Raw genomic sequence first — 15,981 nt, forward strand, 5'->3', positions numbered from 1 at the left:
CGTCGTGCCGCCGCGTCGGGGCTTGAAAGCCCCGCCTACCATCCTGCAGTCGCTGCGCGACGCTCCAGTCGCACCAGTGCCGGCCGTTCCCGACGGTGTGACTGTAGGCGGGGACTTCAGTCCCCGACCGCCCGTTCCATGATGCTTCGGGGACACCAATGAACATGCGATCGCCCTGATGCTGCTACCGGTGCAATCGTATGTTGAGCGCGTCGTGCGGCGTCGTCGGGGCTTGAAAGCCCCGCCTACGATCCTGCAGTCGCTGCGCGACGCTCCAGTCGCACCAGTGCCGGCCGTTCCCGGCGGCCGTCGCGCAGCGACTGAATGACGGTAGGCGGGGACTTCAGTCCCCGACGCGGCGGCATGACGACATCAACATGCGGTCGCCCTGCCCGTGGCCTCGCCCCCCCGGCATCTCGTGCTGTGCAGCCCGGCCTCCGCAGGCGACGAGTGCCCTTCCAGCCAGCCTAGCGCGAGAGCAGCCGCCCGGGCTCGCTCGCAGGCGCGTCGGCGGCGCGCTCGGCTGACCAACGGTCCCGGTCCAACACCTTGACCAGTTCGGCCACCATCTCGTAGCGCCCGAACGAGGGCATCAGGTAGGCGCCGTCGCAGTAGGCCTGCGCCTCAACCAGGAACTCCTGGGACTGGCGGATCCCCTCCTGCATGCCCTGGTCGCCGGCCAGCCGCATACGCTCGCGCAGGTGGTCAGGGATGGTGACGCCCGGAAGCTCATTGTGCAGGAACTCGGCGTGCTTGTGGCTCTGGAGCGGCATCACGCCGAGCAGGAACGGGACCGGGATCTTCCCCACCCGGTTGAGGAAGGTCATTAGCTGATCCATGTCGTAGAGCGGCTGGGCCATGACGTAGTCTGCGCCGGCCTCGATCTTCCGGTGGAAGCGATCCAGCTCCAGCTCGATGTCGTCGGCCACGGGATTGACGGCGCACCCGACGAAGAACTGCGCCTGCATCCCAATCGAGTTGCCGGCCCAGTCCTGCCCTTCGTTCATCCGCTTGAGGATGGCGATCAGGCCGATCGAGTCCACGTCCCAGACGGCCTTGGCCTGGGGCAGATTCCCCATGCGCGGCGGATCGCCGGTCAGCGCCAGGATGTTGCGGATGCCGTGCGAGTGCGCGCCCAGCAGCTCAGACTGGAGCGCCATCAGGTTGCGGTCACGGGTCGTGAAATGAATGATGGTGTCCAGGCCCACGCGCCGCTGGATGTGCAGCGCCAGGCTGACGCAGCCCATCCGCACCCGAGCCATCGGGCTGTCCCCGATGTTGATGCAGTCCACCCCGACATCGGCCAGCATCGCCGCGCCGTTCACGATGCGCGTCGGGTTCAGGCCCTTCGGCGGGTCAAGCTCGACGCTGACCACGAACTTCCGCTCGGTCAGCGCCCGCTGCAGCGCCGTTGGCTCGACGCTCACCGCCGACTCGATGGCCTCGGACTGCGGATCCGGGGCCGCCGAGAACGCGATGGTGGTCGGGGCGGACTCATCGCGCTCCGCCAGCGCCTCCCTCATCGCCGAGACGTGCGCGGGCGTGGTGCCGCAGCAGCCGCCGATCAGCCTGACGCCAGCGCTCGCGAACCGCCGGGCGTACTCGGCAAAGTACTCCGGCGTCGAGAAGTACATGTACCGGCCTTCGAGCCGGCTCGGCGCGCCGGCGTTCGGCATGGCCGACAGGTGGGCGAACAGCGGCAGCGCCATCTGCTGCACGGCGTCGAGGGTGCTCTGCGGCCCGACGCCGCAGTTGACGCCGATGACGTCCACCTGGAAGCTCGCCAGCAGCCGCGCGACATCGGCCGGCGCCTCGCCGGTCAGCAGCAGGCCGTCGTCGGTCAGGCTGACCTGGGCCACAATCGGCAGATCGCAGGCGGACTGCACGGCGACGATGGCCTCGCGCAGCTCGACGAGGTCGCTGAACGTCTCCAGGACGATCAGGTCAGCGCCGGCCTCCAGCAAGGCATCGGCCTGATCGCGGAACGCCTCGCCCACGTCGTCCGGCAGCAACGTGCCGCCGTGCGAGATCGGCAGCCCGAGCGGCCCCATCGCGCCGGCCAGGAAGACCGGCTCGCCGCACTCCTCGCGGGCCTCACGGGCCAGCTTGACCGCCCGAAAGTTGATGTCGCGCACACGGTCTTCCAGCCCATACTGCGCCAACTTGTAGCGGTTTGCGCCGTAGGTGTTCGTCTCGATCAGCTCGGCGCCGGCACGGATGTAGTCACGATGAATGCGCTGGATCAGCGCCGGATCGGTCAGATTCAGCTCGTCAAAGCAGCGCTCGTAGGGGATGCCGCGTGCGTACAACTGGGTACCCATCGCGCCATCACTGAGGACGGGGCCGCGTTCGAGCCGATCGAGGAACGGACTTCGCATAGTGGGCGGATTCTATCAGAAGGGTGCTGGCCCCTTCTGGTATTCACCTTCAGCGCCCAGGGCGCTTGCATGTTGGGTGTGTCGTGCCGCCGCGTCGGGGCTTGAAAGCCCCGCCTACGATCCTGCAGTCGCTGCGCGACGCGCCAGTCGCACCAGTGCCGGCCGTTCCCGACGGCCGTCGCGCAGCGACGGAATGACTGTAGGCGGGGGTTTCAACCCCCGCCTGCGCGCCTCGTCACGCTTCGGGAACACCAGCGAACATGCAATCGCCCTGCTTCAGCGCCGCCCAGGCTACTCCCGCGCCAGCAGCTCCGACGCGACCCAGCCCGTCGAGTTGCCGTCGCGCACGTTGCGCCAGTTGCGGCCGTCGGCGTTCGTCTCGTTGCCGATCACCTCGACAACGGTCCCCTCAGCCAGCGTCCGCAGCACGGGGGCCGTCGCGGAGGGCCGCTGCCGCATGTTCGCGCCCTGGCCCTCGGTGTTGGCGATCTTCATCCGCACGCCTGCCGCGCCCGGCGATGGCGAGGCCACCGGCGAGATGACCGTCCCCGTCCCGGGCGACGGCGATGCCCCCACGACCGGCGACAGCGAGAGCGTCGGCACGAGGACCGGGCCGGCGACGGGCGTGGCCGTGGACGGATCGGGACGGCGCTCGCCGAAGTAGGCCATCACGACGCTGAACAGCACGTACGCCACGATGACGATCAACACCAGGACGCCGACCAGCACGAGGGCGGTACGATTCTTCGCCACCAGCTCCATGACGCCGCCCGCTCGGCCACCAGCCGGGCCGGGCGTCGGCAACTGGGCCGTCGCGGCCGGACCCGCGCCCTGTGGGCCGGCCGGGCCATGCGTCGGATCGGAGCGCTGCGGTCGGAACGGTCCGACCGCGGCGGCCTCGGCCGGCGCGTCGTCGAACGGGTAGGGGTTGCTGCAGTCCGGGCAACTCCGCTGATCGGCGCCCATCTCCATGCCACAGTAGGGGCACTTGCGACCTTCAGCAGCCACGGCGCACCCACCCGTCGAGCGCAGCCCGCCCGCCCCGCGCCTGCGCGATGAGACCTGCTACTGATCCATCCGGATCGCAGGTGCTTCTGGTGCGTGGCTCCTGAAGCTGCGCCGTCAGGCTCATGGCCGGCCTCCCTGTCTCCGTTCCCGAGTCGCGCCACCGTTGGCGCGGTCATCTGGCCCAGAGTGTAGCCAGCGAGCAGCCACGCCGTGTAGGGAAAGTAACGACGTGAGCGCCATGGCCGGCATGCCACATCGACGGCCTGTCTCCTACGACAAGCGGGGCGGCTCGCGCCTGCCGTGACGCGGCATCGCCCCGCGAGCCGTGCACCGCGGGCGGAAGGACCGGACCGGCGTGGCCCCTCCGCCCTCGAACCGTGCGCTAACCCTTGACGCCGCCCATCGTCAGGCCCTGAATGACCAGCCGCTGCGCGAGCGTGTACATCACGACCGGCGGGATCGCCGTCAGCAGCGCGCCGGCCATCATCTTGCCCCAGTAGAACACATCCTCGCCCTGCATCAGCGCCAGGCCCACGGTCACCGTCTGCATGTCGCGCGAGCTGATGAAGACCAGGGCGTACAGGAACTCGTTCCAGGCGTTCGTGAACGAGAACAGACACACGACGACGAGCGCCGGGGCTGCCAGCGGCAACACGATCCGGAACAACACGCCCAACCGGCCGCACCCGTCGATGAGCGCAGCCTCCTCCAGCTCGAGGGGGATGTTGCGGAAGTAGCTCATCAACATCCAGGTGCAGAATGGGAGCGTGAAGCTCGGATAGACCAGCATCAGGCCGTAGATCGAGTTGCTGAGGTTCGCTCCCGCGACGATCTGAAAGAGCGGGATGAACAGCAGTGACGCTGGCAGCAGATAGGTGAACACCAGCCCGATAGCGATCACGCGGCGGCCGGTGAAGCGCAGGCGTGTGATCGCATAGGCTCCGAACGAGCCCAGGATGATCGACAGGATCGTCGCCGCCGTCGACACGACGGTGCTGTTCCGCATCCAGATCGCATAGGGGCCAGTGAAGAGGTCGTAGTAGTGGCCCCAGAAGACCTGTCGCGGCACGATGGTGAAGTCCTGATAGATCTCCTTGTTGGTCTTGATGGAGGCGATGAACATCCAGAAGAACGGGATCAACGTCCAGAGCGTGAAGAACACCAGCAAGACGTAGGTGGCGACGATCCAGCCGACGCCGATCTTTCGACGTCCGCCGGTGCTCGATCCGCGCGCCCGAAGTGCAACAGCCATCGACCTACGCCTCCTGCTGCAACATGCGCCGGGTCAGAAAGTAGACCAGGATCATGTAGAACGGCACTACCATCATCGAGATCGCCGCGCCCGCCCCAAGCTGGTGGCCGGGGATCGCGGTGAGATAGGCGTACAGCGGCAGCGTGGTCGTGGCGTAGTTCGGGCCGCCGCCCGTCAGCACGAAGATCTGGGTCAGGTTGGCCGAGGTCCAGATCGTCGAGAGCATCGCCGTGACGGCGATGACGGATTGCAGGCTGGGCATCGTGATGTACAGGAACCGTTGCGAGGTGGTCGCGCCGTCGATCTCGGCCGCCTCGTACAGCTCCTGCGGGATCGCGGCGAGGCCGGCCAGCAGGTTCATCGTCCAAAACGGCGTCCCTGACCAGACCGTCACCAGAATCAGCGCCGGCAGCGCGATACGGGCATCGCTGAAGAAGTAGATGTAGTCGTCCATCAGGCCGTATTCGGCGATCATGCCGTTGATCGGCCCGGTGGTGTCGAACAGGAACCGCCAGACGTACGCCGACACGACGGCTGGGACGGCCCACGGCAGGAACATGATGCCCCGGAAGATGTTTCGGGCCGGCACCTGCTGGTTGAGCACCAGGGCCATCGCCATGCCGACGATGAACTTTCCCAGAATGGCCCCGCCGGTGAAGATGAATGTCACGAGCGCGGCCTTGCCGAAGCCCTTATCGACGCCGTTGAAGAACGAGACGTAGTTGGCGAAGCCGATCCACGTGCCTTCCTTCCCGATGAACCGCTCCTGGAAGCTCAGCAGGATGGCGTCCACAAACGGATAGATCAGCAGCGCCAGGACGATCAGCACGACCGGCCCGACCATCGCCCAGGCCAGGAGCCAGTCCCGCCCCAGGACGCGGCGCAGCGCCGGGGATGTGTGCGTCGCGGCACGTCTCGGCCCTAACGCAATCTGCTGCTGCGCCACGGGCGTACCTCCTGTGCAGGCGGGCGACAGCGCCCGCCTGCGTCGTGGTGACAGGATGGGGTGCTGGTGATGCTACTGCTTCACCAGCTTCGAGTACGAGTCCATCATCTCCTTCTGTGCCCACTCCTGGGCGTCCTCGATCTTCATGTTCTCGTTGAGCACCTTGTTGAGCATGTCGGAGAGGGTGTACTTCGCGTCCGTGATCTCGGGGATCCACGGCTGCGGCGCGGCCGGCCACTCTCGGATGCGGCCGTTCTCCGCGATCTTCTTCATCTCGACGAACTTGCTCTTCTCCCAGAAGTCGGTCTTGGTGTGGTCGCGGTAGACCGGCACAAACCGGCCTTCGACCGACTTCGAGATCTTCTCCAGGTTCGGCGGCTGGATGAAGTACTCCATGGCGGACTCGGCCTTGTCAGCCAGCTTCGCCTTCTTGAAGTAGTTGAACGCCAGCGCGCCGCCCTCGGCAAACGAGCCCTTCGGGCCGGCCGGGTTCTGGGCGATACCGGTCTTTTCGGCCAGCTCCTTATCGTTCACCAGCAGCCAGCCCATGATCGTGGCGGGGTTGATCGAGATCAGGCCACGGCCCTTCTGGTACGTCTCGTTGTTCCACGAGGTCACCGTCTGGGCGAAGCTGTCGGGCGGAATGACCTTCGCGTCCCACATGCGCTTGATCGTCTCGATGCCCGCCTTGTTCGCCGGGTTGACGATGTCCGGCTTGCCCTTCTCGTCGGCGAGCCGTCCACCATAGCCCCAGATCACCGAACAGAAGTTGTTGACGTGGTCGCCCTCGTGCCCGAGCGCGAACGCGATGGTGTAGGTGCGCGGCGGCTTCTGCGCCTTCGGGCCAAGCTCGATCAGTTGGTCCCAGGTCTCGAAGAACTTGCCGTTGTTGACCGCGCCGATCTCGTCGATGCGCCACTGGGGCGGCCAGACGTCGATGGCGTACGGCGCGCCGATCACCGACCCGTCACTCGCCGTCATCGACGAGATAGCGATGTCGTACATGCCGCCGGCCTGGCCCTTGAACTTGGCGACCAGGTCGTTCAGCTTCCCGACTTCGCCCTGACTGTGCCAGTAGACAAGGTTGTCGCGGCTCAGCTCGGGCGGCTGTCCGGCGGCGACGGCGGCGGACTGCTTCGCCAACAACTGCGGCGAGCCGGGGATCGACTGCCACTCGACCTTGATGCCGCCATTCGCCTTGCCCCAGTCCACAAACGTGTTCCCGACCGCCTCATCCGTGACGGTGTTCCAGTTCGCGGAGAACCAGACGTTGAACACCCCGGACGTGACCTTCGGGTCGGGTGGGGGCGCGGCGGCGGCCGGGGCCGCGGGCGGCGCTGCCGGCTTCGCCTCGGCCGGCTTGGCGTCCGCCGGCTTGGCGGCGGCGGCCGGTGCGCTGGTCGGCTGCGCGGCGGCGGCTGGAGCCGCGGGCTTGGCGTCCGCCGGCTTGGACTCAGCAGGCTTCGCGGGCGACGGGGTGGACGGCTGGCTGCACGCCGCGACGAGCGCGGCGCCGCTCACAGCACCGAGGGTGCCCAAAAAACGACGACGAGACCAGGATCCCACGCTTCGCTGCGTGCCCATGAAGCAACCTCCATATCGCATCGGCGCGGCTACCCTGCCGCGAGACTTCTCCGAGGTTGGATCACCACGATGAGCGGTCCTCGTGTGCTTGTGCCGCGCCCACAAGAAGGCTCAGCACAGGACCGCATGTTCGTCCTGCCGCCTAGAGTGTAGCCCACGCCTGTGGATTGTCAACCGTTTGCTGTCGCCTATCGTCGCCATTGCTGTTTGCAGATGGACACGACAGAACCAGGGCGAATTCGTTCGCACGGCAATGCCGCGAACATGCACCATTACGGTCGTCCGTGACGCAGCTATGATGACCCGGTCGGCGTCATCTCCCTGCTAGACGTTCGTCCGCGAGTACGGATCCAGCAGGTCGCGCAGGCCATCTCCGACCAGGTTGATCGCCAGCGTCGTCAGGAAGATCGCCAGGCCGGGGATCGTCGCCATCCACCACTTGTCGAACATGTACAGGCGGCCGTCGCCCAGCATGCTGCCCCAGGACGGGATCGGCGCCTGGACTCCCAGGCCGAGGTAGCTCAGGAACGATTCGAGGATGATCATCTGCGCCACCTGCAGGCTCATAATCACCACCAGCAGGTTGACGACGTTCGGCAGGATGTGCCGGGCGATCAGGCGCAGATCTCCCGCGCCGATGACCCGCCCCGCCGCGATGAACTCACGCTCCCGCAGGCTCAGGGTCTGAGCGCGGATCACCCGGGTGTAGACCGGCCAGCCCGTGATGGCCAGCACGCCGATCAGCGCGCCGTCCAGCCAGGGGACGGCTGGCAACACCCACTTGCCCGGCCCGATCACGGCGATCACCGCCAGGGCCAGCAGCACAAACGGAAACGAGAGCATGATGTTGACGGCCGTCGAGATCAGCCAGTCTGTGAGGCGGCCGTAGTAGCCGGCGAGCAGCCCGAGGATCACGCCGATGGTCGACGCCCCGATGACGGCGAGGATCGCGACCGTGATCGAGACGCGCGCCCCGAAGATCAGCCGGCTCAGGACGTCCCGACCGAGCGCGTCCGTGCCCAGCACGAACTTCGCATCACTGCCCTCGATCCAGAACGGCGAGAGCAAGCGGTCGAGCGTCCGCCCCACGTACGGGTTCTGTGGCGCGATGAGCGGCGCGGCGATGGCCAGGAAGACGACGAACAGCACGATGACGAGGCCGATCACCATGCCCTTCAGCCGCCAGACCTGGCGCAGTCGGCGTCCCGTACCGTCCGACACGCGGCTGGGAGCCGGGACCGGGGCAGGCGAGGCGGAGCCCGCGGCGACGAGCGGTCGAGCGTCAGCCACGGGACACCTCCAGGGCCGCGGGCAGGCAGCGGCAGGTAGGACGCTCCATCATTGTCGGATCCTCGGGTCCAGGTAGCCGATCAGCACGTCCACCGAGAGGTTGACGATGCAGATGGTCGCGGCCAGGATCACCACGGCAGCCTGCACGACGGGGTAGTCGCCGTTCGCTATCGAGCTGACCGTGAAACTTGCGACGCCCGGCCAGGAGAAGACGGTCTCGGTCACGACCGCGCCGCCGAGCAGCTGCCCGAACTGCAGCCCGAGCACGGCGATCACCGGCAGGGCGGCGTTCTTGAAGGCGTGCCCGAAGAGGACCGCTGCCCCGGCCAGCCCCTTCGCCCTGGCTGTGCGGACGTAGTCCTGCGAGAGCACGTCGATCATGCTGCTGCGGACCAGCCGCATCGTGATCGGCGCCAGGAAAGCGCCGAGCGACACGGTCGGCAGGACAAAGTTGGACCACTCGCCGTAGCCTGATGCTGGCAGCCAGCGAAGCTGCACGGCGAAGACGATCATCAGCATCAGCCCGAGCCAGTAGATCGGAATGGCCTGGCCTGCTACTGCCAGCATCGTGCAGACGTTGTCGATCCAGCTGCCGCGCCGATACGCCGCCAGGACGCCGAGCGGCACGGCCACCAGCAGCCCGAACGCCAGGCCAGCCAGCGCCAGCTGGTAGGTGGCCGGCAGTCGCTCGGACACCAGCGACAGCGCCGACTTCTTCATCACGAACGACTCGCCGAAGTCGCCCATGATCGCGCCGCTCGCGAACTTCGCGTACTGCTCGTACAGCGGACGGTCGAGTCCCATCTCCTTGCGGAACAGGGCGCGCGTCTCAGCCGGCGCGTCCATCGGCAGCAGCACCGCCGACGGATCGCCCAGCACGAAGGTCAGGCAGAACGTGATGACGGAGATGCCGATCATCACGACGACAAGCTGCACGAGCCTGCCGAGGACGTATTGTCGCATGGCACAGTCCCGCGAGACGATTGTGGTGACCAGGATTGAGGCTGCGAGGATCGTCGTTGGCTGAAGGGTCAGGCGTACCTACTTGGGCTTGGCCTCCGTGCCTACTTGGGCTTGGCCTCAAAGATGCGGTCGATCTCGTCGGCCCGGCCCGACCATTCGATCCGCTTGCTGACGCCCCAGACCGATGTTGCCGACCAGCAGAACAGGATGGCCGCCTCGTCGCGCAGCATCTTCTGGGCCTTCGAGTAGGCCTCCTTGCGTTTGGCCTCGTCGAGCGTCGAGCGGCCCTCCTCCAGCAGCTTGTCCAGCTCTGGCGACTTCCAGTACGAGAGCGGCGCCGACGAGTGGTGGATGTCCCAGAGGATGCCGTCGGCGTCGAAGACCGAGTAGTAGCCCCAGTCCCAACTGAACATCGGGCCGCCCTTGCCGTCAGATACCTGGTTGACCCGAGTGGTGGCGTCTGGGATGTGCTGGCGGTTGATCTTGAAGCCGACGGCGTTCAGATCCTGGACCATCGCATCGTAGACCTGGGACGTGTTCGGCACGGTGCTGGCGCCGGTGATGAAGCGCGCCTCGAGCTTCTGGCCGCCCTTCTCGCGGACGCCGTCGGCGCCCTTCTTCCAGCCGGCCTTTTCGAGGATGTCCTCGGCCAACTTCGGATCATACTTGTACGGCTCGACGGTGGCGTCGTAGCCGAACGCCAGTTTGCTGACGTTGCCCGGCGTCATCAAGCCGCCGGCCTGCAGCTTGGCGACGTACCCTTCCTTGTCGATGGCGTGGTTGGCGGCGACGCGAACCTCCTTCTCGGTGAAGGGGTTCGGACCGGTGCGGGCCTGGGCATCGACGCCGATGAAGATGGTCCGCAGGATGTCGGCCTTGCTGGTGTACCCCGCGCCCGACGATTCGAGCGTCTTCATCTGGTCGATCGGGAAGGCTGGCACGATATCGACGCGGCCAGCCAGCAACTCGGCGACCGCCGTGGCCGGGTCCGCGATGATCCGCACGACGGCGTTCTTGAAGGGCGCTTTCGGACCCCAGTACTCGTCGTTGCGCTCCATGACCACCTGCTGGCCACGGTCCCACTTGACGAACTTGTACGGACCGGTCCCGATGGCGTTTTCGGCCAGGAAGGACGGCCCCTTCTCCTTGAGCACCTTTTCTGGCACGAACTGGAGGTTTTGCAGGCGCTCGGCGAAGACGGGGTACGGCTTCTTGGTGTGCCAGATCAGCTTGTGGGTGCCCGTGACCTCGATGCGGTCGATGGCCTCCCAGTTGCCGCGCTGCGGGATCTTGTTCTCGGGGTTGATGATGCGCTCGACGTTCGCCTTGACAGTCTCGGCGGTGAACGGGTCACCGTTGTGGAACTTGACGTCGGTCCGCAGCTCCATCTCCCAGGCGAGATCGCTGACGGACTTCCAGCCGGTGGCCAGCCACGGCTTCACCTTCATGGAGTCGTAGTCGCGGACGCCCAGGTTGTCGAAGATGTGATAGAAGAGCTTGATGCCCTCGCGCAGGATGTGGTTGTGAGGATCCATGCTCGTTACGTCTGACGAGAAGACCAGCACAACCGTATCGGCGTTCGATGCCGTCCCCGCGGCCGCCTTGGCAGCGGCAGCCGGGGCCGCCGCCGCGGGCGCTGCTGGCGCGGTGGTGGGTGCTGCAGCAGCCGGAGCGGCCGGCTTCGCGGCCTCGGCTGGCTTCGCCGCTTCCGCTGGCTTGGCAGCCTCAGCCGGCTTCGGCTTCTCGGCCGGTGCCGCTGCTGGCGGGGTGGGGCCGCACGCGGCAAGCGCCGCCGACCCGACGAGGATGATGCCGCCGCTCGTCAGCGTCTGCATGAATCCACGTCGACTCAGCCGGCCACGCCGATACTCGTGCAACAGACGGTCAAGGTCCTCAGGGCGAAAGACGTTCATGGACGTCTCCTTCTCGCGACATGGGCGCGGTCATCGCGCCGGGCCGGCCGGCGCAGGTCGACAACCGCCGAACCCTGGTGAAGACCCTCGTCCCGGTGCTCTGGACGAAGTTGCGCGAGTATAGCACCGCGATTCTGAGGTGACCACGAGCAGAGCGCACCAGCGAGCGCCGAATCTGCCGTTCAGCACGCACAAATCCAGGCGTCCTCAGCGGTCGCGAGGCGTCACCGCACTCGAAGGCCGCGAGGGGGATTCTCCGCCGTTCGCAACGTTGCCGATGTTCCAGTCGCAGTGATTGCGCGCTCCATCGGCGTTCGAGATCGGCGACAGGCTGGTCGGGCAGATCGTAGGACAGGAGCACCAGACAACGCCGATGGGTACACGGTGTCAGTCGGCGTGCGGTTCAACAGCCGCCAGCCTTCCGAGGAGCACCAGACAACGCCGATGGGTACTCGGTGTCAGTCGGTGGTCAGCGGCGGGCGATCGCCCGGCAGCTTGACCGGTTGATCCACGCCGTCGATCAGCTCGCCCGTCGGCGAGCCGCCCATCGGTCCCGCCGCACCTGGAATCGGCATCGGATCGGACGACGGCGGCGTGTCGGCATCCGGAGCAACTGGCACGCCGGTCTGAGGCAGACCCTGTTCCTGAGCTGGTCGGTCGGTCATGTAGCCTCCATAACGCACGTGGTTGCGTTCGAGGAGGCAAGGCGCGTGCCCACGCACCGGCTCGGCCGTCTGCTCGGATCGGAGAACGTGTCCGCTCACTCCTGGGAATCAAGCGGTGGCGCGTTCTGTTCTTTGCGTGAAGGACGCTGCTTCGATAGACTCTTCAGGAGAGCCGTTCGCTGGCGGCAGGAGGTTCACAACAACATGATCTCGATCACTGAGATGGCGTCGGAGAAGGTCAAGGAGTTGCTGGCAAGCGAGGACCGCGAGGGCCAGGCGCTTCGGGTCTTCGTCCGGGGCATGTCCTGCTCCGGCCCCGCCTACGGCATGGCGCTCGACGACAGCACGCGCCCGGACGACACCATCGCCGAGTTGTTCGGCATCAAGATCGTCGTCGACCCGGCCAGCGCCCAGTACGTCGAAGGCGCTGAGATCGACTACGTCGACAGCCTGATGGGCAAGGGTTTCACCATCAACAACCCGAACGCCGCCCCGGCTGGCGGCGGCGGTTGCGGCGGCGGCTGCTCGTGCGCCGCCGGCCCGGGCTGAGCGACAGCCACACCGAGGTAGACCAGGAAGCGGTCGGGAGCGCCTCCCGGCCGCTTTCGTCATCTCGTGGGCAACGCGGCGGCCAGCGTTGCGTTGCCCGCACCCGCGCGCCTGCCATCGGTAGGGGAGCGTCAGCGCGGCCAGACGTTCACTTCCTGCGTCCACGAGCGGGCAGGCTGCGTCAGGACGAACAGGATCGCGTCGGCCACGTCCTCGGGTTCGAGGTACTTCTGACCGCTCTTGATGCGATCCTCGCGGGTCCGAATGCCGAAATCGGTCAGGATGCTGCCGGGGATCACGGTGGTGGTCTTGATCGGCTCGTCGCCGATCTCCGCCGCGAGCGCCCGCATGAACCCCTCGAGCGCCGCCTTCGAGGTGCAGTACGCCGACATGTTCGGGATGCCCTGCCGCGCCGCGCCCGACGACACCGAGATGATGTGGCCGCCCCCCCGCCGGCGGATGGCCGGCAGCGCCGCCCGCGTGGCGTGGAACACGCCGAAGACGTTCGTCTCGATGACGGCGCGCCAGTCGTCGGCGGGCTGGCCGTAGACGGGGCCGTACCGGCCGATCCCGGCGTTGTTGATCAGGATGTCCAGGCCGCCGAACGCCGCCTCGGTTTCGGCGACGGCCCGCTCCATCGCCGGCAGGTCGGCCACGTTTGCCCCGATCCCGAGTACTCGCGCAGAGCGATCAGCTTCGCGGACAGCGGCCTCGGCAGCGCGGAGATGCTCGGCCCGCTGCCCGAGTATCGCCACCGACGCGCCGTGCTGAGCCAGCAGCGTCGCGGCGGCCAGCCCGACGCCCCGACTGCCGCCGGTGATCAGGGCGACCTTCCCAGCCAGCGACTGCGCGTCCGTCACCATCCTGCCTCCTTCGAGCCGCCGCCAACCAGGAGCGCGCTAGAGCAGCGCATCGGTGTTCGCGTCTGCCTTCCCGTGGAAGTACTTGTCGAGGACGTGCCGAAAGGTCGTCTCCTCGGGGGCGGCCCGCAAGAAGAGGGTCATCGAGGAGCGCAGCTTGCCAGCGTCCCCGCCGCCGAAGATCTGTTCCGCGGAGCGACCCTCGGTGCTCGCGACGACCTGCGCGCACTCCCGCAGCCGTGGCCCGAGTACCGGGTGGGCGAGGTATGCCCGGGCCTCGTCCAGCGACGTGATGCCGTAAAACGTCGAATTGTGGCTCGTGCCCAGTCCGACCATCTGCGGAAAGATGTACCAGATCCAGTGGCTGCGCTTCGCTCCCTGACGCAGTTCGGCGAGCGCGACGTTGTACGTTCCGTCCTGATCTTGCGCCTTGACGAATCGCTGGAGATCGAAGGGATCGGCCATCGCCGTCTCCTTGTGGGTGGCATCAGCTGGGAGTGAGTCGAGCGGCGCTAGCCCGGCCTGGTCTCGAAGTGCGGGCGCAGCCGCTCCCACGTCCTGTCGAGCGTCTCGGGCAGCACCTTGGTATCCGCCGTCACCGGCATGAAGTTGGTATCACCGCCCCAGCGCGGCACGACGTGCACGTGCAGATGCGCCGAGATGCTGCCGCCGGCCACCTCGCCGAGGTTCAGCCCGACGTTGAACCCCTGCGGGTGGTACTCCGCCGTGACGGCTGCGACGGCCCGCTGGGTCAGCGCCATCACGTCGGTGGCGACCGCGCTCGGCAGGCCGGCAAGGTCGCCGGTGTGCTGGTACGGCACGACCATCAGGTGTCCGGAGTTATACGGGTACAGGTTCAGCAGCGCGTAGGCGTGCTCGGACCGGCCGAGGATCAGGTTCTTCTCGTCCTGCTCCTCGGCCGGCTTCGCGCAGAAGATGCAGCCCCGCGGCTTCTCGCCGCCCACGTAGTTCATGCGCCAGGGCGTGTAGAGGCGATCCATGGGCAGGCGGCGGCTACCACGTGATCAGCGGGCGGATGAACTCGATCGCCTGCTTCGCGCACGTCGGGCTGTCCGGCTTCTGGGTGAACTCCATCGACAGCCAGCTGTCGTACTTCAGCGCCCGCAGCACCTCGATGATGTCGCGCCACGGCAGGAAGCCCTGCCCGGGCGCCAGCCGATTCGAGTCGCCGAGCTGGACGTGTGCGAGGTAGGGCCGTGCCGTGACCATCGCCGCGACAATCGACTTCTCTTCGAGCGCCTGGTGGAACATGTCCGCCTCCAGCACGAGATTGTCGATGCCGTCCTTCTCCAGCGACTGGATGAAGTCCACCGTCTCCTGCATCGTCATCAGGAAGTCGGTGTTGATCCGGCACTGCGGCTCGAGCACGATCTTGCGGCCCTTGCTCCTGGCGTAGGTCGCGAAGTCGGCAACGGTGTCGCGGAAGTGGGCCAGCGCATCCGCCCGCGAGCCCATCATCGACGCGCGGCCCCGAAAGCCGCCGATGGACGAGTCCACGCCCCACTCGCCGGCCAGATCGAGCACCTTCTTGTAGCGCTCGATGGCCTTCTTCCGGCCGTCCGCGTCCTTGTGGCAGATGTAGAGGCCATCCTCGATGCCGATTGGCCCGGTGCTGATCGCCACGATCTCCAGGCCGGCGTTCTCGATCTTCCGCTTGACCGCCACGTGGTCGAACTCGTCCGGGTTGCGGGTCTGCAGCTCGAGGCCGGTGTAGCCGAGCGACTTGACGCCCGGGATGACCGTATCCAGGTCGGCGTGCCACGCCAGCACCATCGGCCCGTTGACCTCGGGTGTCGTGGACATGTAGCAGAGCTTCTGCGGTGTCATCAGCCGAGCATCTCCTTCACCTTCGAAACCGCGAGGGTCGGGCTGGACAGCACGGGCACCGTCACGCTGGCCGGCACCTTGCTGGCGAGGTGGCCCATCGACGCCTGGGCCAGCATCACCAGCTCGTTGGTCTGGGCCAGCCGCTCGACTTCCGCCAGCACGATGGCGTCATGCTCGTCGCGACGACCGGCTGAGAGCGCCTGAAACGCTTCGGGCTTGAGCACCGAGTCAAGCTCGACCTCCTTGCCCAGCTCGCCGGCGATCTGCCCGATCAGTTGCTGCTGCATCTTCAGGCCGGCCGGCACCGTTGCCACCACGCCGATCTTCGTGGCACGGCTCAGCGCATCACGCACCATCAGCTCGTCGATCTTCAGCACCGGGATATCAGACTGCCGCTGTACGTCGTCTGCGACCGGCGAGTACGCGGTGCAGGTCAACAGGACCAGTTCTGCGCCGGCGTCCTCGGCCAGCGACACGATGGTGCTCAGCCGGCGCACCAGGCCCGGCGTCAGGCTGCCACGGCGGTCGATCTCCGTGACCAACCCCTCGTCCAGAATGTTGACGAGCTTCACGTCCGGCGCAAGCTGTGCGAACGCCGCCTTGATCGGCTCGATCGCGGGGATCACCGCGTGAACCAGTCCGACCGTCTTCGTCACCGAGCGTCTCCTCCCACCCAACCCACTGTCGTCGGGCAATGCTAATCCCCCCGCGCTCCACCACGCGAA

General features: G+C 66.9%; 15 protein-coding genes. 1 reads left to right on the forward strand and 14 read right to left on the reverse strand.

The genetic code is table 11. From position 1 onward, the window contains the following. Nucleotides 1–467: 467 nt before the first annotated feature. From IT306_07350 to IT306_07390, 9 genes are all read right to left on the reverse strand, one after another. Nucleotides 468–2,378 carry a bifunctional homocysteine S-methyltransferase/methylenetetrahydrofolate reductase gene (locus tag IT306_07350; protein ID MCC7368219.1) on the reverse strand — a complete coding sequence of 637 codons (1,911 nt, stop codon included), beginning with the start codon at nucleotides 2,376–2,378 and terminating at the stop codon, nucleotides 468–470. 291 nt (nucleotides 2,379–2,669) lie between these two features. After that, nucleotides 2,670–3,386 (reverse strand): SH3 domain-containing protein, encoded by a 717-nt coding sequence (locus IT306_07355; GenBank protein MCC7368220.1) that lies wholly within the window; start codon nucleotides 3,384–3,386, stop codon nucleotides 2,670–2,672. 382 nt (nucleotides 3,387–3,768) lie between these two features. Further along, nucleotides 3,769–4,638: a carbohydrate ABC transporter permease gene (locus IT306_07360; protein ID MCC7368221.1), complete on the reverse strand. Its 870-nt coding sequence runs from the start codon at nucleotides 4,636–4,638 to the stop codon at nucleotides 3,769–3,771. 4 nt (nucleotides 4,639–4,642) lie between these two features. After that, a complete protein-coding gene (locus IT306_07365; protein ID MCC7368222.1) occupies nucleotides 4,643–5,584 on the reverse strand; it encodes a sugar ABC transporter permease in 942 nt (313 codons plus the stop codon). Between the two features lie 72 nt (nucleotides 5,585–5,656). Beyond that, on the reverse strand, nucleotides 5,657–7,105 hold the full coding sequence (locus IT306_07370) for a carbohydrate ABC transporter substrate-binding protein (GenBank protein MCC7368223.1): 1,449 nt from the start codon (nucleotides 7,103–7,105) through the stop codon (nucleotides 5,657–5,659). A 387-nt stretch (nucleotides 7,106–7,492) separates the two neighbouring features. Further along, nucleotides 7,493–8,458: an ABC transporter permease gene (locus tag IT306_07375; protein MCC7368224.1), complete on the reverse strand. Its 966-nt coding sequence runs from the start codon at nucleotides 8,456–8,458 to the stop codon at nucleotides 7,493–7,495. A 48-nt stretch (nucleotides 8,459–8,506) separates the two neighbouring features. Beyond that, nucleotides 8,507–9,421, reverse strand: coding sequence for an ABC transporter permease (locus IT306_07380; GenBank protein MCC7368225.1), 915 nt, complete (start codon nucleotides 9,419–9,421; stop codon nucleotides 8,507–8,509). Between the two features lie 101 nt (nucleotides 9,422–9,522). Continuing rightward, nucleotides 9,523–11,334, reverse strand: a complete 1,812-nt coding sequence (locus IT306_07385; protein MCC7368226.1) for a hypothetical protein — start codon at nucleotides 11,332–11,334, stop codon at nucleotides 9,523–9,525. A 458-nt stretch (nucleotides 11,335–11,792) separates the two neighbouring features. After that, nucleotides 11,793–11,999, reverse strand: coding sequence for a hypothetical protein (locus IT306_07390; GenBank protein MCC7368227.1), 207 nt, complete (start codon nucleotides 11,997–11,999; stop codon nucleotides 11,793–11,795). 204 nt (nucleotides 12,000–12,203) lie between these two features. On the opposite strand from IT306_07390, the gene IT306_07395 reads away from it, so the two are divergent. Beyond that, a complete protein-coding gene (locus IT306_07395; protein MCC7368228.1) occupies nucleotides 12,204–12,548 on the forward strand; it encodes an iron-sulfur cluster assembly accessory protein in 345 nt (114 codons plus the stop codon). Between the two features lie 131 nt (nucleotides 12,549–12,679). Here IT306_07395 and IT306_07400 read toward each other — a convergent pair whose 3' ends face one another. The 5 genes from IT306_07400 to IT306_07420 are packed head-to-tail and all read right to left on the reverse strand — an operon-like array spanning nucleotide 12,680 to nucleotide 15,912. After that, on the reverse strand, nucleotides 12,680–13,411 hold the full coding sequence (locus IT306_07400; protein ID MCC7368229.1) for an SDR family oxidoreductase: 732 nt from the start codon (nucleotides 13,409–13,411) through the stop codon (nucleotides 12,680–12,682). Nucleotides 13,412–13,447: 36 nt separating this feature from the next. Continuing rightward, nucleotides 13,448–13,873, reverse strand: coding sequence for a DUF1810 domain-containing protein (locus IT306_07405; GenBank protein MCC7368230.1), 426 nt, complete (start codon nucleotides 13,871–13,873; stop codon nucleotides 13,448–13,450). Nucleotides 13,874–13,920: 47 nt separating this feature from the next. After that, nucleotides 13,921–14,409 carry an HIT domain-containing protein gene (locus tag IT306_07410; GenBank protein MCC7368231.1) on the reverse strand — a complete coding sequence of 163 codons (489 nt, stop codon included), beginning with the start codon at nucleotides 14,407–14,409 and terminating at the stop codon, nucleotides 13,921–13,923. Nucleotides 14,410–14,422: 13 nt separating this feature from the next. Continuing rightward, nucleotides 14,423–15,256 carry a sugar phosphate isomerase/epimerase gene (locus IT306_07415; GenBank protein ID MCC7368232.1) on the reverse strand — a complete coding sequence of 278 codons (834 nt, stop codon included), beginning with the start codon at nucleotides 15,254–15,256 and terminating at the stop codon, nucleotides 14,423–14,425. Next, nucleotides 15,256–15,912: an aspartate/glutamate racemase family protein gene (locus IT306_07420; GenBank protein MCC7368233.1), complete on the reverse strand. Its 657-nt coding sequence runs from the start codon at nucleotides 15,910–15,912 to the stop codon at nucleotides 15,256–15,258. Before IT306_07420 ends, IT306_07415 begins: the two co-directional genes overlap by 1 nt. Between the last annotated feature and the right edge of the window lie 69 nt (nucleotides 15,913–15,981).

This window comes from Chloroflexota bacterium, assembly GCA_020850535.1.
Lineage (GTDB): Bacteria > Chloroflexota > UBA6077 > UBA6077 > JACCZL01 > JADZEM01.